The 18774-nt window shown below is 68.1% G+C and carries 19 protein-coding genes; 8 read left to right on the top strand and 11 right to left on the bottom strand.

The genetic code is table 11. The annotated features are described in order from the left end of the window. Window positions 1–41: 41 nt before the first annotated feature. Window positions 42–506, bottom strand: coding sequence for a hypothetical protein (locus tag HQ308_RS12075; RefSeq protein ID WP_027504413.1), 465 nt, complete (start codon window positions 504–506; stop codon window positions 42–44). A 79-nt stretch (window positions 507–585) separates the two neighbouring features. Continuing rightward, the gene (locus HQ308_RS12070; protein ID WP_222646521.1) at window positions 586–1524 is read right to left on the bottom strand and encodes an SDR family oxidoreductase; all 939 of its coding nucleotides are present in this window, start codon (window positions 1522–1524) and stop codon (window positions 586–588) included. Between the two features lie 176 nt (window positions 1525–1700). Here HQ308_RS12070 and HQ308_RS12065 point away from each other — a divergent pair, with 176 nt between their 5' ends. Further along, window positions 1701–2555, top strand: a complete 855-nt coding sequence (locus HQ308_RS12065) for a helix-turn-helix transcriptional regulator (RefSeq protein ID WP_027504415.1) — start codon at window positions 1701–1703, stop codon at window positions 2553–2555. 53 nt (window positions 2556–2608) lie between these two features. On the opposite strand, the gene HQ308_RS12060 is transcribed toward HQ308_RS12065, so the two are convergent. Further along, window positions 2609–3289 carry an SDR family NAD(P)-dependent oxidoreductase gene (locus tag HQ308_RS12060; RefSeq protein ID WP_222646520.1) on the bottom strand — a complete coding sequence of 227 codons (681 nt, stop codon included), beginning with the start codon at window positions 3287–3289 and terminating at the stop codon, window positions 2609–2611. Window positions 3290–3375: 86 nt separating this feature from the next. Between HQ308_RS12060 and HQ308_RS12055 the strand changes: the two genes are divergently transcribed. Next, window positions 3376–4203 carry a helix-turn-helix transcriptional regulator gene (locus HQ308_RS12055; protein ID WP_261776054.1) on the top strand — a complete coding sequence of 276 codons (828 nt, stop codon included), beginning with the start codon at window positions 3376–3378 and terminating at the stop codon, window positions 4201–4203. Window positions 4204–4222: 19 nt separating this feature from the next. On the opposite strand, the gene HQ308_RS12050 is transcribed toward HQ308_RS12055, so the two are convergent. Both HQ308_RS12050 and HQ308_RS12045 read right to left on the bottom strand, forming a co-directional pair. Further along, complete coding sequence (locus HQ308_RS12050) at window positions 4223–5107, bottom strand: LysR family transcriptional regulator (protein ID WP_222646518.1); 885 nt, start codon at window positions 5105–5107, stop codon at window positions 4223–4225. 14 nt (window positions 5108–5121) lie between these two features. Next, complete coding sequence (locus HQ308_RS12045) at window positions 5122–6708, bottom strand: MFS transporter (RefSeq protein ID WP_222646517.1); 1587 nt, start codon at window positions 6706–6708, stop codon at window positions 5122–5124. Window positions 6709–6772: 64 nt separating this feature from the next. Between HQ308_RS12045 and HQ308_RS12040 the strand changes: the two genes are divergently transcribed. The 6 genes from HQ308_RS12040 (at window position 6773) to HQ308_RS12015 (ending at window position 13235) form a co-directional block, all read left to right on the top strand. Then, window positions 6773–7459 (top strand): TetR/AcrR family transcriptional regulator, encoded by a 687-nt coding sequence (locus HQ308_RS12040; RefSeq protein ID WP_222646516.1) that lies wholly within the window; start codon window positions 6773–6775, stop codon window positions 7457–7459. A gap of 239 nt (window positions 7460–7698) precedes the next feature. Continuing rightward, window positions 7699–8733 carry an ABC transporter substrate-binding protein gene (locus HQ308_RS12035; protein WP_222646515.1) on the top strand — a complete coding sequence of 345 codons (1035 nt, stop codon included), beginning with the start codon at window positions 7699–7701 and terminating at the stop codon, window positions 8731–8733. Between the two features lie 52 nt (window positions 8734–8785). After that, a complete protein-coding gene (locus tag HQ308_RS12030; RefSeq protein ID WP_222646514.1) occupies window positions 8786–9571 on the top strand; it encodes an SDR family NAD(P)-dependent oxidoreductase in 786 nt (261 codons plus the stop codon). A 1-nt stretch (window position 9572) separates the two neighbouring features. After that, on the top strand, window positions 9573–10739 hold the full coding sequence (locus tag HQ308_RS12025) for an ABC transporter ATP-binding protein (protein WP_222639902.1): 1167 nt from the start codon (window positions 9573–9575) through the stop codon (window positions 10737–10739). A gap of 62 nt (window positions 10740–10801) precedes the next feature. After that, the gene (locus HQ308_RS12020; protein WP_027504422.1) at window positions 10802–12460 is read left to right on the top strand and encodes an iron ABC transporter permease; all 1659 of its coding nucleotides are present in this window, start codon (window positions 10802–10804) and stop codon (window positions 12458–12460) included. Between the two features lie 10 nt (window positions 12461–12470). Continuing rightward, the gene (locus HQ308_RS12015) at window positions 12471–13235 is read left to right on the top strand and encodes an SDR family NAD(P)-dependent oxidoreductase (RefSeq protein WP_222646513.1); all 765 of its coding nucleotides are present in this window, start codon (window positions 12471–12473) and stop codon (window positions 13233–13235) included. A gap of 3 nt (window positions 13236–13238) precedes the next feature. Here HQ308_RS12015 and HQ308_RS12010 read toward each other — a convergent pair whose 3' ends face one another. The 6 genes from HQ308_RS12010 to HQ308_RS11985 all read right to left on the bottom strand — a co-directional run bounded on the left by HQ308_RS12010 (window position 13239) and on the right by HQ308_RS11985 (window position 18763). Beyond that, window positions 13239–14255: an MBL fold metallo-hydrolase gene (locus tag HQ308_RS12010; protein ID WP_374198531.1), complete on the bottom strand. Its 1017-nt coding sequence runs from the start codon at window positions 14253–14255 to the stop codon at window positions 13239–13241. After that, window positions 14252–14587, bottom strand: coding sequence for an EthD family reductase (locus HQ308_RS12005; RefSeq protein WP_027504425.1), 336 nt, complete (start codon window positions 14585–14587; stop codon window positions 14252–14254). The genes HQ308_RS12010 and HQ308_RS12005 overlap by 4 nt, the downstream gene beginning before the upstream one ends. A gap of 92 nt (window positions 14588–14679) precedes the next feature. Continuing rightward, on the bottom strand, window positions 14680–15303 hold the full coding sequence (locus HQ308_RS12000; RefSeq protein ID WP_027504426.1) for a TetR/AcrR family transcriptional regulator: 624 nt from the start codon (window positions 15301–15303) through the stop codon (window positions 14680–14682). A 69-nt stretch (window positions 15304–15372) separates the two neighbouring features. After that, window positions 15373–16890: a class I adenylate-forming enzyme family protein gene (locus HQ308_RS11995; protein WP_027504427.1), complete on the bottom strand. Its 1518-nt coding sequence runs from the start codon at window positions 16888–16890 to the stop codon at window positions 15373–15375. After that, a complete protein-coding gene (locus HQ308_RS11990) occupies window positions 16887–17981 on the bottom strand; it encodes an alcohol dehydrogenase catalytic domain-containing protein (protein ID WP_222646512.1) in 1095 nt (364 codons plus the stop codon). Before HQ308_RS11990 ends, HQ308_RS11995 begins: the two co-directional genes overlap by 4 nt. Further along, a complete protein-coding gene (locus HQ308_RS11985; protein WP_155956915.1) occupies window positions 17981–18763 on the bottom strand; it encodes an SDR family NAD(P)-dependent oxidoreductase in 783 nt (260 codons plus the stop codon). The genes HQ308_RS11990 and HQ308_RS11985 overlap by 1 nt, the downstream gene beginning before the upstream one ends. Window positions 18764–18774: the final 11 nt, after the last annotated feature.

Here is an 18774-nt window from a genome sequence, read left to right as displayed (position 1 = left end):
CCGTGGCCGTGCGAACGCCGACGGAGCCGAACGCACTCGTGTCAGGGGGCGGTCGGATAGTGACCGTCGGGTGCATTGCTGACCACCAGGCTGCGACCCCGAAGGTCGTCGGGGAGCATGTCACGCCATCGCAGCGCCTCGTCGAGGTCGGTACTGGTCCACAGAGCCGACACCAGTTCGTCACGTCCCGTCGCGCGCGGCGATCGCAGTTCCACCGTGTACACGTACGGCAACGGATGGGGGCCGGTCATCGATGGTTCCCAGTCCGCGCGGTCGACTATCCGGCCGTCCGGACCCTCGATGTACTGCACCCGTGCTCCCCAGGCCGCGCAGTACGCGCGAGCCGTCCGCACCGCCGACGACACGTCGGCCGCTGCCCGCACCACCACGGTGTCGCGGTCGTCGATCAACCACACCAGGAACCGACTCGAGGGTTCGATGTCGGACGTGCCCATCACCTCGAGGAAGTCACACGAGCGCGGCGTCGGTTGAGTGCGATGAACCATGAAACACATTCGCACACGATCGCCGATCGGGATGCGTGCTCTTCCTCACCACGCGTGGTGAGGGTCCGGCGCCCGGTAGTCAGTCCGGGAACCCGACTCCGGCGAGCTCGGTCGACAGTTCCCAGACCCGTCGCGCCTCCGCACGATCGCGCAGCCGCGAGTACAGCTTCTGCGGTCCGGGACGCCCACCGAGGTGCCCGAGTCCCGCCGGCCCGTGGAAACTTCCGGACGTCACATCGACGGCGGTCGCCGCGTACAGAGCCGGCAGCGCAGCGGTCTCGGTGGTGCCGACCAGTATTCCGCGACGGGACAGGGCCGCGATCACGCGACGGCTCGTGGTCTGCGAGGTCCGGTCGAGCTCGGGTCGCGCGGCGAGCAGACCTGTCGGCGCGATTCCGGGGTGCGACAGATGACTCGAGATACCCCAGCCACGCTGCGCGCTGAGCCGTCCCAGTTCGAGGCCGAACAGTCCTAAGGCGATCTTCGACTGGCTGTAGGCGCGCATTCCGTCGTACGACCGTTCCCAGTTCAGATCGTCCCAGTTGATCGATCCGCTGTTCGCGGCAATGCTGATCTGTGAGACGACGCGGGCGCGCCCTGCTCGCAGCAGGGGAAGCAGACGGCCCACGAGCGCGACGTGGCCGAGGTGGTTCGTACCGAACTGCAGCTCGAATCCGTCCGACGTCGTCCGTCGCGACGGTGGAGTCATCACGCCGGCATTGTTCACGAGGATGCCGATCGGTCTGCCCTCCGACGACAGCGTGTCCGCGAGTGCGGACACGGAGTCGAGCGACGAGAGATCGAGGCGCCGGAGTGAGACGTCGGCGCTGGGATGAGCCTGCCTGATCGCGTCGATCGCCGCCTCCCCCTTGCTCTGCGAGCGAACGGGCAGGACCACCTCCGCCCCTGCTGCCGCGAGGCGACGGGAGAGGACGAGGCCGATGCCGTCACTGCCGCCGGTGACGACAGCTCGGATACCGGAGAGATCGGGGACGGCGATGTCGATGGTGTGTCTCATGGGTCGCTCCTGATGGGTGTGAGGTGTCGTGTCGACGACGTGTGACCTCACCGTGCCGGGGTCCTCCCCCGACAACCAGGACTCGTCGATCCCCCGATGGCCGGGTCACCCCTTGCGCGTGAGAGGGGGATCGACAGACCCTGGTCGGCGCACGCGCCACGCGATAGGAAGAAGCAATGGAGATCGACAGAGCAGGGCTGGCCCAGTTTCTCCGGGGTCGCCGCAGCGCACTGCAACCCGAGGACGTGGGTCTTCCGCGAGGGCTGCGACGTCGGACCGACGGGTTGAGGCGCGAAGAGGTCGCGGCACTGAGCCACATGTCGACCGACTACTACGCCCGTATCGAGCGGGAGCGAGGACCCCAACCGTCCGAACAGATGGTCGCCTCGATCGCACAGGGACTGCATCTCTCACTACCCGAACGCGACCACTTGTTCCGGCTCGCCGGCCACACCCCACCGACGCGCGGGGCCGTCGGCGATCACATCGGTCCGGGCCTGCTGCGCATATTCGACCGACTGCACGACACTCCCGCCGAGATCGTCACAGAGTTGGGAGAGACGCTGCGGCAGACGGCACTCGGTGTCGCGCTCACCGGTGATCAGTCCGGCCGCACCGGGCCCTCGCGCAGCATCGGGTATCGGTGGTTCGCCGACCCGGCGAGCAGGAACCTGTACGCCCCCGAGGATCACGCGCACCTCACCCGAACATGGGTGTCCGGCCTACGCGAGGTCGCCACTCTTCGCGGACCCGACTCGCGCGCTGCGCGTCTCGCGGCGACGCTGCTTCAGGAGAGCGACGAGTTCCGCACCGTCTGGGAGCGGCACGAAGTAGGAGTGCGGCCGGCCGAGACGAAGCGATTCGTCCACCCGGATCTCGGCCGCCTCGAACTGTCCTGCCAGACGCTCGTCGATCCGCTGCAGTCCCATTTCCTTCTGGTCTACACCGCAGTTCCCGGCAGCCCGAGTCACGAGAAGCTTCAGCTGCTCCCCGCGCTGGGAACACGAACGTCCACGACACCGGGCCCGTGACGAACACGCAGTCACGTCGAGGAATCTGTGCCATCAGCCGAACGACCGCCTGCTCACAACTCGATCCGCCCGGTGCGGTCGTGGAACTCCCCCGTGGGTCCGTCGCTGCCGAGCAGGGCCAGGCGAACGGTGGCGTCGGTTCCCTCCGCGACAGTCTGATGCCCGGTGTTCCCGTTGAGGTCGGTGGCCGTGTAGCCGGGGTCGGAGGCGTTGATTCGCATCTCGGGGAGGTTCTTGGCGTACTGCACGGTGAGAGCGATGACGGCTGCCTTCGAGGCGGCATACGGGATGGCGGCGACGGGGAACTCGTCCCGACCGGGATCCTGGAGGAAGCGGCCCATTCCCACACCCGAGGCCACGTTGACGATCACCGGATTCGACGACTGCCGCAGCAGCGGCAGCGCTGCTTGCGTCACCCGGACGATGCCGACGACGTTGGTGTCGAGGGTGTCCGCCATGGAGTCGGCGTCCAGGTCGTCGACACCGCCGCCGTGTCCGATGACGCCGGCGTTGTTGATCAGGACGTCCAGTCGGGGAAGTGACGACACCGACGCGGTGACCGAGTCGGTGTCCGTCACGTCCAGTCGTAGTACGTGTGCGCCGAGTGCGCGGACGTCGTCTGCCCTGTCTGGGTCGCGGACGCCGGCGTACACGTCGACACCGGAGTCGACGAGTCGTCGCGCCGTCTCGAGTCCGAGGCCCTTGTTCGCTCCCGTGATGAGTGCTGTTGTCATGTCTCGATCCTGTGGCCCGGTGACGTGCAGGTGCAGGTACTGCCGGTACCACCCGCGCTCCGGCGACGCGGTGCACGATGGTGTGCATGAGTGAACTGTCGACGGTGCTCCGGGCTTGGCGGGACCGGACTCGACCGGAGGAGGTCGGCCTGCCCGCCGTCCCCGGCAGACGAGCACCCGGACTGCGCCGTGAGGAACTCGCCACGTTGGCGTCCATCAGCGTCGACTACATCGTCCGCCTCGAGCAGGGGCGGGCGCGGCACCCGTCGGCGCAGACCATCGCCGCGTTGGCGCGAGCGCTGCGACTGAACGACGAGGAAGTGGATCACCTGTATCGGGTGGCCGGACTGGCATCACCGAACGGGCGCCTCGTCCCGCACCACATCGGGCCCGGCGTGCGGCGCATGGTCGACCGCCTGGACGACGTGCCACTGGCGGTCTTCACGGCAGCGTGGGACATCGTCCATCACAACGGCCTCTGGGCAGCCATCAGCGGGGACCCCGCACTGCGACACGGTGTCGACCGCAATGTGGTGTGGCGCCATTTCACCGACGACTTCACCGGCGTCCGGTACGACGACCGCCATCACGAGGAATTCGGCGAGGACCTCGTCGCCGATCTTCGAGCGGCACACGCCCGCTATCCCGACGACCCGTATCTGACCACCCTCGTCACCCGACTCCGGGCGAGGAGTGCGGACTTCGACGCTCGCTGGGGTCGCGCCACCATGTCGGTGCACAAGGCAAGCCGCAAGGTGATGACGACGCCGGTGGGACCGATCGCCGTCGACTGCGATGTGCTCACGGCACCGGGCAGCGATCTGCGCATCGTGGTCTACACCACCGTTCCCGGCTCCGAGGACGAGCAACGTCTGGAGTTGCTGCGCGTCGTCGGCACGCAGACTCTGGTGTGAGCCGGTCGCGGGGAGCGGGTCAGGAGCGGCGAGTACCGATGCCCCGCGACACGAGATCGGCCACGAACCTCTGTGTCAGCGCGTCCGATTCCGCCCCGACCATCACGACGACCGACCTCGTCAGTGGAGGTGTCATCGACTTGACGATCCCGGCGAAGCGAGCGGGAACGGCGGTGGCCGGCACGAGCGCGACCCCCAACCCTGCGTGAGCGAGTTGTGCTGCCGTCGTGGCATGTCGAGTGTGCGTGACAGCGTCGAGCTGGACTCCGTGCGTCGCAGCCACGGTGTCGAACCATCCACGAAGGCCGTTCGACGGGTGGTAGTGCACGATCGGCCTGCCGGCGAGGTTCGGCCAGGAGACGGCGTCCTCGTCGGCGAGATCGAGACCTTCCGGAATCACGACCAGGATCTCCTCGGTCCCGATCTCGGTCATCGCTGCGGACCCGCGCGACGGCGCCGGCCCCACTGCGATGTCGAGGTCGCCGTCCGTGATCGCCGTCGCCATCGCGTCGGCGCTGGTGTACTCGGTCAGATCCAGACCGATGTGCGGATGCTTCCGGGTCCAGGTGCGCAACGTCGGCGCCAGGATCGGGACGGTCATGATCTCCGCACACCCCAGGCGTAGCCGACCCGCATCACCCTGTGCCGCAGCGTGTCCGGTTCGCAGAACGCGCTCGGCCGCTGCCAACGCGATCCGCGCATCGACGAGAACGGCACGGCCGGTGGGCGTGGGACGCACGCCTCGCGGAAGCCGCTCCAGCAGAGGACTCCCGATCTCCGTCTCCAACGACGCGAGGTGATGGGAGAGCGCGGGCTGCGACAGATGCAGCTGGGCTGCTCCCGCGGTGACAGAGCCGGCGTCGACGACGGCCACGAAGCATTCCAGGGCTCGCAGAGTCGGCACCGATGGAGCGTATGTCAGCGGCGCACGCTCACGTCGGGGTGATCGTGCGACTCGTCGTCGGAATGCGGAGGGAGGGGATGCGAGGGGAGAAAGACCAGCGTCAACACACCGGCCACGGCGGTGACCATCCCGGCGACGAGACTGCCGGTGGTGAAGCCGTCGACGAAGCGTTCCCGTGCGAGATCGGACAGTTGCGACCCGAGCAGTGCCCCGGTGGCACCCAACGAGTCCGCCGCCTGGCGTGCGGCTTCGAGCGCGGCGCCCACCGACTCCTGCGCGGGTTCCATCAGGACGGTCGGCAACTGCGTCGTGTTCAGACCGTCCCGGTACACCGACAGTGCGACCGACCCGATCACGGCGACACCGAGTGTTCCGCCGAGTTCGCGGGTGGCATCGTTGACCGCTGATCCCATCCCGGCCTTGTCGGTCGGAACGACTCCCATGATCGCCTCCGTCGCAGGGGCACTCGTCAGACCCAGGCCTGCGCCCAGCAGCACCATCTGACCCGCGATCTGCAGGTAGGACGTGCCCGTGTCGATCTGCGAGATCCACAGGAACGCAGCCGTCAACGATGCCAGGCCGGCGGCCACCACGATCTTGGAACCGACCAGTACCGCCAGGCGGGGACCCACCAGCGAGAACACTGCCAGCGATCCCGCGACGGGCAGCATGCGCACGCCGGTCTCGAGGGCACCGAAGCCGCGCACGGACTGGAAGTACTGGGTGACGAGGAAGATGAACCCGAACAGCGCGAAGAACGCACTGGTGACCGCCCCACTGGCAGCCGTGAAGCGCATGTTCGTGAACAGCCGCACGTCCAGCATCGGGTGGCGAGCGCGCGACTCCCGGAGAACGAAGGTGACCAGCAATGCGGCGGCCACACCGAATCCGAGCGCCGTCGACGCCGAGGACCACCCGCGGTCGGGGCCTTCGATGATGGCGTGCACCAGTGACCCCAGGGCCAGCACGGACAGAAGCAAGCCCGACTTGTCCAGCGGCGGGGTCGACGGATCACGGGAGTTCGGCACGAAACGCACTGCGAGAGCGATGGTTGCGAGAGCAGCGAGGCCGTTGAAGACGAAGATCGATCCCCACCAGAAATGTTCGATCAACGCCCCACCCACCACGGGTCCGACCGCGACCGAGACGCCGGTCGCCGCGCCCCACAGTCCGATGGCCATGACGCGTTCGGACCGCTCCTGGAACACGTTGGTCAGAATCGACAGCGTCACCGGGTACACCACGGCAGCCGCGACACCGGCCAGCGCCCGCCACGCGATCAGCTGGGCGGGCTCACCACTCCACGCACCACCCACCGATGCGACCGCGAAGAGCACGAGCCCGCCCACGAGGAAGGGACGGCGACCGAACCGGTCGCTGAGCGATCCCCCGGCCAGCACCAACGCAGCGAATGCCAGATTGAAGGCATCGACCACCCACAGCAGATCGCGCGTGGACGCCCCCAGGTCCTCGACGAGGGTGGGCAGCGCGATGTTGACGATCGTGGTGGACACGTTGACCACGAACACCGCGCAGCACAGCGTCACCAGGGCGGCCATCTTGCGCGAGCGGAGGGCCGGCACCGCGGCGAGGAACGTCATAACAAAGTTATAGCAGGCGCGGCGGGCTCGTCGCATCCGGACGTCATCGTGGGACCATGACGTCATGGCCGCTCGACGAGACACCGACCGCACGGCGGACGACGGATCCACCCGCGAGCGCCTCGTCGACGCCGCCGTCGCTGTCCTGGCAGAGGAAGGCCCTGCCGAGATGAAGGTCCGTCGCATCAGCGACAGGGCAGGCTCCTCGACGATCACGGTCTACCACCACTTCGGGAACGTGGGCGGGCTGCTCGACGCTGTCGTGGTGCGGGGATACGCGACGCTGACAGGGACTCTCGAGGACGCGGCCGCGTCGAACGACGACCCCGGTGTGCAGCTCTTCGCCATGGCCCTGGGAGCCAGAGGTTTCGCGCAGCGCAATCCGCACCTCTACGACCTGATGTTCGGACTCTCGCCGCGCGGAACCTACCGCGCGTCCGCTCCCCTTGTGCCACAACAGTATTTCCGCGAGGCCTACGCCGTTCTGGTACGCAGCTGCCACCGACTGGTGACGGCCGGTCGCGTCGACATCGACGACCCGGAACAGATCGCCGCCCAGTTGTGGAGCCTGGTACACGGGTTCGTCTCACTCGAAGCGGCCGGCCACTTCGCCGATCACAGCGACCCAGTCGCGAGCGTCCTCGCGCCCATGGCTGTCGCCCAGCTCGTCGGTATCGGCGACGACCGCGCTCGGGCCACCCGCGGAGCGCTCGACGCCTACGCGACCTGGACCGCGACGGCAGTCGAGTAAGAGAACGCCCTGCCCGCTCGAGAGCTCGCCGATCGCGACCGCGACAACCTCGCAACCCGGATCGCGGCGCGCGGAGATGGGCGCGGGCCCGGCGACCCCGTCGTGCCCGTCGTCGCACTGCCCTCACCTGCGTGATTGACATCACAAGGACGTCATACTACTTTCAAACTGACATCAGTTCAGGAAGTCCACTCGCACCGACAGCCGAGCGGCCCTGTGAGTCCGAGAGAGGTCTGACCATGCGGAGGATTCCCCGAGCCATCGCCACCGTTGCCATGGCAGCGTCGGCGTTCGCGCTCACAGCGTGCGGCGGCAGCACCACCCCGTCCGGGCCCGTCGCGGGCAGTTGGGACGACGTCGTCGCCGCGGCGAAGGCGGAGGGCAGCGTGATGCTCTACTCCAGCCAGAAGCCTGCGAACCTCGACGCGCTGAAGGCCGCGTTCACGCAGAAGTACCCGGAGATCTCCATGGACTTCGTGCGCGGAACGGATTCCGAGATCAATCCCCGTGTCGAGACCGAGAACCGCACGGGTACAGGCATTGCCGACGTCCACATGGTGACCGACGCGTCGTGGATCGCCAGCGCGTCCGAGTCCGGCACCTTCTCCACCGAGATCGTGGGTCCGGACTTCGACGCACCCGACTACGACCGCGCGGCCAGCGTGAAGAACGACCGCTTCTTCCTCTCGTCCGCCGCTGTCTTCGGCCTCGGGTGGAACACCGCCGCGGTGCCCGACGGTCTCGAGACCCCGCAGGACATTCTGGACCCGGCCTACCGCGGCCGCATCGGCATCGTCAATCCGACGGGCATCGCGTCGTACGTCGACCTGTATCGGCACTACGCCGAGAACTACGGCGAGGACTACTGGAACAAGCTGGCCGAACTGCAGCCGCGTGTCTACCCGAGCGCACTGGCCGTCGCGCAGGCCCTGACGTCGGGTGAAGTGGTGGTCTCGCCCAGCGTCCAGCCGCTCGTCACCGAAGTCGACGCGGGCGCTCCCGTCGACTGGGTGCTGCCGGAGAACCCCTGGGGCACACCGTGGTACACCGAGGTCCTGAGTGCGGCGCCGCATCCGAACGCGGCTCAGGTCCTGGCGGACTTCATGGTGACCGCCGAGGGACAGGCCGCGCTGAACGGTGGCTACGCCGCCGCGCTGCCGGATGTTCCGGGCGCCGTCGAGCGGGCACAGAACATCGCCTCACCCGATCCCGCCGATCTGACCCCCGAGAACGTCGACCGGTACTCGCAGGAATGGTCGCAGCTCTTCCAGTGACGGGGACGCGACCGCTCTCGACCATCCGAACTCGTCATCCAGGGAGGTGATCATGGACGCTCGGACAGCGCCTTCACACGGCTCCCGTGTGCTCGTCACCGGCGCCGCGCGCGGCATCGGTGCGGCATGTGCCGCGCGCTTCGCCTCTCTCGGAGCGACCGTGTACGTCACGGACGTGGACGACGAGGGTGGTCGAGCGGTCGCCGACACCCTCGGACCGTCGGTTCGCTACCTGCATCTGGACGTGGCGTCGGAAGCCGAGTGGGACGCGTGCGTGCAGAGAATCGAAGCGGACGGTGGAGGCCTCGACGTGCTGGTGGCCAACGCCGGGGCGGCGCACCGCGGCGACATCGCCGACACCTCACTGGCCGACTTCCGCCGCATGCTCGACATCAACCTGGTCGGCACCTTCCTCGCCCTCAGGACGGCGAGCACCGCCGTGAAGTCCGGCGGTTCCGTGATCACGGTGTCGTCCCTGCGCGGAATCCTCGCGACAGCGAAGCTCGGTGCCTACGGCGCCTCGAAGTTCGGGGTGCGGGCCCTCACCCGAGTGGCTGCGCTCGAGCTCGCGGAGCGCGGAATCCGAGTCAACTCGGTGTGCCCCGGCAGCATCGAGACCGACATCACCGGTAGCGAGGACTTCGCCGACCACGATGTCGCCGGCTATGTGCGCACCATTCCGATGCAGCGGCGGGGCACCACCGGCGACGTCGCGGACGCCGTCGTGTTCCTCGCCGGATCCGAGAGCAGCTACATCACAGGAACCGACCTCGTCGTCGACGGTGGTCTGGCGGCCGGCGCGCGAACACCCACACACACCTCTGGACAGAAGGCATGAGATGACCGATCGCTTCACCATTTCCGGACTGACCAAGACGTACGGCAGCACGAAGGTCGTGGACGGTCTCGACATCGACATCGAGCAGGGCGAGTTCCTGGTTCTTCTCGGCCCGAGTGGCTGTGGAAAGACCACCACGCTGCGGTGCCTCGCGGGGCTCGAGACGCCCCAGGGCGGGCGTATCTCGTTCAAGGACAGGACGGTCTTCGACGCGGACCAGCGAGTCGACGTCCCCGCGCACAAGCGCAACATCGGCATGGTTTTCCAGTCCTACGCCCTGTGGCCGCACATGACGGTGCGCCGCAACATCAAGTACCCCCTCGACGTCCGCGGACTCACCAAGTCCTTCGGACCGGGAGCCGTCGAGGCAGCGGCCGACATGGTGGACTGCGGCGCACTGCTCGACCGGTATCCGTCGCAACTCAGTGGTGGCCAACAGCAGCGCGTGGCGGTCGCCCGCGGGCTGGTCGCGCGTCCGGACCTCATCCTCTTCGACGAGCCGCTCAGCAACCTCGATGCCCGGTTGCGCGATCAGGTCCGGTCCCAGATCCACCGCCTGCACCGCGAACTCGGGTTCACCGCCGTGTTCGTGACCCACGACCAGTCCGAGGCATTCGCACTGGGCGATCGTCTGGCCATCATGAAATCGGGTCGCATCGAGCAGCTCGACACGCCGTCGAGCGTGTTCGAGAACCCCGGCTCGGACTACGTCGCGGCATTCATCGGCATGGCCAACAAGCTCGAACTGCGCAGGGCGCACGACGGCTGGCAGACCTCCGCGGGTGACGCGATCGATCTCCGCGACTCGGTGGTCCGCGATCGTGCCGACGAGGGCGATTCCGCGGTCGCACGGCTGCGTCCGGACGACCTGCTCCTGCACCGCAGCATGGCCGAGGTTCCGCCCGGCCACGTCGGACTGCACGCCGCCCTCGTCGATCACGAGTACGGAGGTCGGCACTTCGATGTGACCGTGCGGTCCGGCGCCGAGACACTCACCCTGCGTGCGTCGGCCGCCGAGCACGGCCTCGCGCTGCGTTCGGCCGAGCCGGGTGACGCAGTGGTCGTCTCCTTCTCCCCCGCAGCGCTGCGGGTGTTCCCCTCGGCGCCCTCCACCGCGACCGCCGCGGACACCGCACCCGTCGCCGCAGCAGTGGGGAGCGCATCGTGACCGCCACCCTCACACCCCCCGACACCGACACGACGCCGCCGCCGGCGGGACGACGGTCACGGCTGACCGGCCCCTGGCGTGCCCGGCTCGGTTACGGCATTCTTCTCGCCGTTCTCGCCTATCTGGTCGTCCTCCCCATGGTGCGTCTGCAGATGCTCGCGTTCGAGGACGGAGCGCGGGGCTACCGCAGCCAGTACGGACGGTTCGACATCGCCCAGACACTGTGGACGACAGTGATTCTGGCGCTGGGATCGCTCGTCATCGCGCTCGTTCTCGGCACCCTGCTCGCCTACGCCGCGAGCCGCCTTCCGGCGCGACTCGGGTTCCTCAAGATGATTCCCATCCTGCCCATCGTGCTTCCCGCGGTCGCCAACATCGTCGGCTGGGCCTTCCTGCTGTCACCGGGACCCGGCTACCTCAATGTCGTACTGCGCGCGCTGCCCTGGTGGAGCGATCTCGAGAGCGGCCCCGTGGACGTCTACACGGTGCCGTGGATCGTCATCCTGACCGGATTCGGTCTGACGTCGTTCGTCTATCTCTTCGTGTCCTCGGGGATGGACAACATCAGTTCGGAGCACCTCGAGGCCGCTCGGATCAGCGGATCGTCCTCGATGGGTGTGTTCTTCCGTATCGTTCTCCCCCTGCTCCGTCCGTCGCTCATCTACGGCGGTGGTATCGCGTTCCTCCTCGGGCTCGGCCAGTTCACCGGACCACTCCTGTTGGGTCAGAACAGCGGAGTGAAGGTCCTCACCACCGAGATGTACCGGCGGGTGTCGGAATCACCGTCCGACTTCGCGGCCGCCGCAGCTGCCGGTTCACCCCTCGTCCTGTTCGGACTGGCGCTGGTTCTGGTGCAGAAGATGTTGCTGGGCAATCAGAGCCGGTTCGTCACTCACGGCGGCAAGGCGTTCTCCGCACCCTCGGGCCGCGGAACGTGGGCGGCCGTCACCATCAGTGTGTACGCCCTGTTCGCGCTGCTGATCCCCATCGTCGGACTCGTCATCGTGTCGCTGACCCCGTACTGGTCGGACACCCTGACCCTGGATCTGTTGACGCTGGACAACTTCCGGGCCCTCATCTCCGACGACGCGATCGTCTCGTCCGTACTCACCAGCATCCTCACGTCCCTCGCCGCGGTGGCCGTGTGCATCCCCATCGGGTACGTCATGGCCAACTTGTTGGTCCGCGGTCGACGCTTCCGCGTCCTGGGCATGATCGGCGACTTCATCACCGCCCTGCCACTGGGTATCCCCGCGGTCATCTTCGGTGTGGGGTTCCTGCTCACGTACACCGAACCTCCGTTGATCCTCTACGGCACTCGCACGGTGATCGTGCTCGTCTACATCGTGCTGATGTTGCCGTTCTCGGTCCGACTGCAGATGACGGCGATGCTCGCGCTGGGCAACACCTACACCGAGGCCTCGGCCACCAGCGGCGCCTCGCCCGTGGTGACCAATCTTCGGATTCTGTTGCCACTCATGCGAGGAGCCATCTTCGGCGCCGTCGCCCTGATGTTCATCCTTCTGACTCACGAGTTCGCCGCCTCGCTGCTCGTCCGCGCCTCGACGACCCAGGTCATGGGCACCCTGCTCTACGACATGTGGCAGAACGGCTCGTACCCGCTCGTCGCGGCGATGGCGCTGCTCATGACCGCGGTGACCACCACGGGAGTCGCGATCGCCATGCTCGTCGGCGGTCGCAACGTCCTCAGCAAGCTCTGAAAGGCACACCATGCCCGAAGGCATTACCCGTCTGACCGACAAGGTGATCCTCGTGACCGGCGCGACCGGCGGGATCGGTGTCGACATCGTGACGAGGCTGGCGTCCGAGGGAGCCAGCGTGATCGTCACCGATGTCGACCAGAGCGCCTGCGACGCAGCGGTGCACGCGCTGGAACGCCCCGACTCGCATCTGGCGTGCGCGCTGGACATCACCGACGAGGAGCAGTGGGCGGCGACCCTCGCCCTCGTGGAGGACCGTCACGGCACGCTCGACGCCGTCGTCAACAACGGTGCGATCGGATCGCTCGCCACCGTCGTCGACGAGACGGTGGAGCAGTATCGCCGCGTCGTCGAGGTGAGTCAGACCGGTACGTGGCTGGGGATGAAGCACGCCGGCGCCCTGATCGAGCGGACCGGCGGCGGATCGGTGGTCAACATCTGCTCCATCCTCGGCAGCGTCGGCGGACTGGGCAACAGCATCGCCTACGCCGCGGCGAAGGGTGCCGTGCGGACCATGACGAAGAACGCGGCGCTGCACTGGGCCCGCCTCGGGGTGCGGGTCAACTCGATCCACCCCGGTTTCATCGCGACCCCGCCACTGCTCGCGCGCTACGAGGGCACACCGCGCCACGAGGCCATGCTGGCCGGCACGCCGATGGGACGACTGGGTTCCGGCGCGGAAGTCGCTGCCGCGGTGGCGTTCCTGGCCGGTGACGATGCACGCTTCGTGACCGGTACCGAGCTGTACGTCGACGGCGGGTGGACCGCCGCCTGAGTCTCAGGCGACGCTGAACACGTCGACGTCGTCCTGGTTCTCCACACGCAGCACGCCCCGGTGGACGTCCAGATCGAGGTGGGCCAGGGTCTCGCAGACCGCGACCATGCGATCGAACGTTCCGAGATCCGCGAACGGGCGATCACGACGGGTCCACGGAAGGCGCTCGGCCACATCGAGGCCGGTCGCCCGGGTCAGGTCGGCGACGACCGCACGGGTCGCCGCCAAGCGGCGGGCGTGGTGATCGAGGAGTTCGCGCACGCGCGCGTGCAGACCGACACCGGTGTCCCCGTGAGCGGGCAGCACCGTGCGATCCCGATCGTCGAGCATCATCTCCAACGACTGCAGGTAGTGCCCCAGGGGCAGGTCCCACTCACCGAGTTCGAATCCGATCGACGGGGTGATGGTCGGCAGAACGTGGTCGCCCGTGTAGCTGATGTCTCGGTCGAGATCGTGGAACACCATGTGGCCCTTGGTGTGGCCGGGCGTGTGCACCGCGGTCAACCGGTGTCCGGGGATGTCGAGGGCGCCCTCGGTGAGCCACGCGTCCGGCGGCTCCCAGTCGTCCGAGTCGAAGTCCTCGTCGCTGGTGTCCAGGCGAACCGCTCGCGCGATGTCGTCGGCGCCGGCCCGTTCCAGCTCACGCAGTGACGATGTCGGCATGTTGGAGGCCAGCTCCCCGATGGCGACGATCCCCGGCGCCTCGGCCGACCCGAGGTGGATGCGGCAGCCGTGTCGACGGCGGAGGTCGACGGCGAAGGTGTAGTGGTCACGGTGGACGTGAGTGACGAACACGTCGTGTACGTCGTCCGGTCGGCAACCGAATTCGGCCAGCGCGGTGGAGAACTCGTCGTACGTACCCGGCCGTCGCCATCCGCCGTCGATCAGCGCCAGGCCCCTGTCGGTCTCCAGGGCATAGACGTTGATGGCACGGAGTCCGTCGGACGGCATCTGCAGTGGCACCCGGTGGATGCCGTCCGCGATCCGAACGGATCCCGGATCGGACCACCGGGCGGTCACGAGGTGGTCGACGTGTCGGCGACCATGGTCCGCTCGTCGCCGTACCAGATCATCCGTCGCCCACGCATGGTTCCGACGTGCTCGACGGCGACCTTCCACTCCGGACTGGCGAGCGCGGTCTCGAGATCGTCGCGCGAGGCGAAGCTCAGAATGGACAGTCCGTCCCACCCGGCGCTGCGCTCGTCTATCGAGTGGACGATGTCGATGTGCTGCCACCGCAGCAGGCCCGGGAGCGGGTAGGTCACCTCCGCGTGCTCACCGCGCCACCACGTCATGAACTGCTCGTGCGTCCAGTCGTTCGGACGGGCGGCGAGAACCATCAGATCGAACATGATTTCCTCCAGGGTGTGGTCAACATGAATTCGGTTCGGTATGGGTGGACGTGATCGACACGAATGACCGAGCCGGGCTCAGCGCCCAGCGGTCAGGGGCGCACCATCTTGAGCACCGCGGTGGTGACGGTCTCGGCGATCTCGTCGAGGGTGGCGGGGCCGTTCGGCCGGTACCACCGCCACACGCTGATGACGAGGGCGAGGACCAGGCGTCCCACCGTCTTCGGATCTCCCTCGGCGAAGACCCCGTCGTCCATGCCACTGGCGATCAATCTCGTCCACCGACGCTCGATCTCCTGGACCAGCTCTCGGGACTGGAGACGCTCGGCCTCCTCCTTCCCCGACTGCCGCTCCGTCGCCAGAAGGTCCATGTGGTTCTGCAGGATCCGGCGCTGCAGAGCGTCCAGCGGCGAGGCCTGGAGAGCTCCCGCGACGGCGGCTCGCAGTGCCGCCTCCGGGTCGCTCCGGTCGGCCGTGGCCGCGTCGAAGCGCTCGACGGAATCCGCCAGTTCCAGACGCATGATGGTGAGCAGACAGTGCGCTTTGGATTCGAAGTAGTGGTAGAGCGCGGTCTGGCCTATTCCGACCTCGTCCGCCACCGACGCCCACTTGGTGTGGTCGTAGCCCACCCTGCCGAACTGCTCGATGGCGACGGTGAGAATACGAGACCGCTTGGAGCGCGGGCTCTCGCGGCGTGCCGTCGTTCCGACGCTCATCGCGGCACCCTCGAAGACTGGCCCGGCCGGCCTCCGGCCTCCCCGCAATGTGTCAGCATCGTGCTCATGTTACTCGTCCCGAGGTGAATTCGGATCGGGAACACCGGCGAGACGCGCTGCCATCCGCACGGCATCGGGTCGAGAGAGCTTCCCGACACGGTTCTGCGGCAGATCGTCCACAGCGAAGACGTACTCCGGCCAGTTGTGTCGTGGCACGCCGCGACGGGACAATCCGTCCGTCACCTCGGCCAGACCGAGAGCGCGTCCGTCGGTCACCACGAGGGCTCCGGCGCGCTCGGACAGCAGCTCGTCCGGGATCGGCACCACGCAGACCTGCACGATGCCGGGGACGCCGGCCACCGCCGCCTCGACCTCGTTGATGTCGATGTTGCGACCACCACGGATGATGATCTGCTTCTGCCTGCCCATCACGGTGATGGTGCCGTCGGTCGCCACCTCGACGAGGTCACCGGTCGGCAGGTATCCGTCGTCGGTCAGTGTCGGTGCCGCGACCTGTCCTCCCCGTGCGTACCCGACGAACATCGAGGGTCCGCGGACCTGCGCGTCACCGATCTCCCCGGTGCCCACGTCCTCCCCCGCACCGTTCACGGCCCGCACGATCGTGCCGGGGAACGGCCGTCCGTCCGTACCGAGGCGAAGTCGAGGATCGTCGTCCGGGGTCGCGGTCGTGTGACCGAGGCACTCCGACATGCCGAACACCCGGAGGAACGTCGTTCCCAGGAACTGCTCGGCCCGTTCGAGAGCCGACGCGTTCATGGGCCCGCCGCCGACCGTCATCGCCCGCATCCCCGCGAGTCGACCGGCCCCGTTCTCGACGAGGGACAGCTGCAGCGCCATCGTCGGCACCAGCATCGTCCAGCGGACGTCGTGGGCGGCCATCGCGTCGAGTGCGGCCGCCGGTGACCACTTGCCGATCGACACCATCGGTCCGCCCACGAACAGCGGCAGATACATCCCGAAACATGCTGCGGCGACGGAGGACAGGGGGACGAAGGCGCCCACCGCGTCGCCCGGCCGCAGACCCACGGCGTCCCTCGTGCACGAACAGGCGTAGCGCAGTGCGTCCTCGGACTGGACGACGCACTTCGGGCGACCGGTGGATCCGGAGGTCATCGCGATGACACTGCCTCCGTTCCAGCGCGACACACCTCGCGGATCACCACGGCGAGCACGCAGATGACGGTCACCGACCGCCGCGTCGCCCGACGGGAAGTCCTGGTCGGACACCCCCCACTGTTCGAGTGTGCGAAGGTCGGCCACCACCATGTCGGGGTCGACGTCCTCGACGGCGAGCACGAACTCCGATGCTGTGGCATGCGGGCTGAGCACGGCGACCACGCCTCCGCGCAGACCGACCGACAGTGCGGTGGCCACCGTCTGCCAGGTGTTGTCCGCCTGGATCAGCACAGTGGGAGGTGTGGGGTCGTGCTGTGCCATGTGCTCGGCTCCGCGTTCGGCGGCAGCCATCACGTCGGCCAGTCGATGGGTGCCGTGCAGGTCGATCACGGCGATCGCGTCGGGGTGTTCCCGGACGCGGTCTCGCAGTTCGAGCGCGAGAGTCTTCACTGACGGTGGTCCTTTCCGGCATCACGTTCTGGAGTGGGCTCGTCGGACGTGGTGGGCAGGAGCACGGTTCGGCCGGCGTCCTCCCCGGCACGCAGACGCGCATAGGCGTCGATCGCCTCGTCGAGAGGTCGCGTGGTCACCTCGGGCAGCAGCGCCCCGGACTCCGCGAGCGCCACCACCTCCACCAGATCCGCGCGACTGCCCCAGAAGGGGGCCGAGACCTGCCACCCGGCGGCGATCCCCCGGTTCTTGGCCACCGACACGGACCCTCCGGCGCCCCCCACCACGACGAGGCGTCCTCCGGGTACGAGCGTGGCCAGCCCTTCGGCCATCGTGTCGTCGCTGCCTACGAAGTCGAACACCACGTCGACGCCCCCGAGATCTCTCGTGGCAGAGGCCGCCTCGGCCAGTGACGAGTACACCGCGGCGGCGCCCATGGTCGTCGCGGATCTCCGAGCCGCGTCGCGCGGATCGACGGCCACCACGTGGCCGGCTCCCAGCAGCGACGCCATTCGGACCGCGAGGTGACCGAGACCGCCGACACCGACGATCACGACCACGGCGTTCGAGTCGAGGAGGTCGGCCTGACCGCTGACGGCGTGATGCACGGTGGCGCCCGCATCGGCGAGGGGCGCTGCGAGTTCCGGTGCCAGGGAACCGGTGTCGACCAGCACCCCGCCGTGCGGAACCACCATGTACTCGGCCAGTCCGCCCGGCGCGCCGAGGCCGTTGCCGATCACGGCGAGCCTGCCGTCGACCGGCCGCAGTGCCAGACAGTAGTTCTCCCGACCCCGGCGGCAGTTGCGGCAGGTTCTGCAGGACCACACGCCGTGGACGACCACGGACGATCCCACCGTGCTCCCGTCGGCATCGGGGCCGGCAGCGACGACGCGTCCGGCCACCTCGTGTCCCAGCGTGAGTGGCAACGGGTAGTCGAACCGTCCGGCCGGCGCATCGCAGACGAACAGATCGCTACGACACAGACCCGCCGCCGTGACTTCGAGCAGCAACTGCTCGCCCGTCGGTTCGGGAACGGGAATGTCCCGCAGCTCGGGAGCGGAGCCCCACTCGAGCAGTTGCACGGCCAGCATCAGCGCGCCGTCCAGCCGCCGTCGACCACCAGGGTGTGCCCGGTGACGTACGACGAGGCATCGGAGGCGAGGAACAGCACCGCGCCGTCCACCTCGCCCGCAGTACCCCCGCGACCGAGCATCGTGTTGCGCCGCACCCACCCGGCCGACTTCTCGTTCTCGAAGAGCCCGTCGGTCATCTCGGTGTCGAACCACCCGGGGACCACCGCGTTCACGCGGATCCGTCGTCGTCCCCACTGCCCGGCGAGTTCACGGGTCAGGCCGAGCACACCGGCCTTGGACGCCGCGTAACTCGCACCGCCGATGGGGGCGGTCGAGACGAGACCGACGACCGACGAGATGTTGACGATCGACACCGGGGCGGAGTCCGGCGTCGTCGAGGCGACGTGCACCGCCAGGTGGAAGCCTGCGAGGAGGTTCACCTCGAGGATCGCGGAGAAACCCTCCGCGGTCTCCTGCTCCGCGTCCGGTGGGCCGGGCATCCCGGCGTTGTTGATCAGGATGTCCAGGCGCCCGGTCTCCGCACGGCACCGATCCACCAGCGCTCGACGGTCCTCGTCCGAGGTCACATCGCATCGCACGGGAACGAGGCCCGGGACGGTCTCCGCCACCGCGGCCAGACGATCCGCGCGACGTGCCGCCGCGTACACCGTGGCTCCGGCGGCGGCGAGCGTCCGGGCGAACCCGAGACCGAGACCGGACGACGCTCCGGTCACCACCGCTGTTCGGCCGGTCAGATCGAACAAGGCGGCAGGGCTCGGGGTGTCGTTCACTTCTGTCACGTCCACGCCCT

It is taken from the genome of Rhodococcus sp. BP-241, from assembly GCF_019836145.1.
Classification (GTDB): domain Bacteria; phylum Actinomycetota; class Actinomycetes; order Mycobacteriales; family Mycobacteriaceae; genus Rhodococcoides.
The sequence above is the reverse complement of the archived record's forward strand: the minus strand, read 5'-3'. Positions and strand labels throughout refer to the sequence as shown.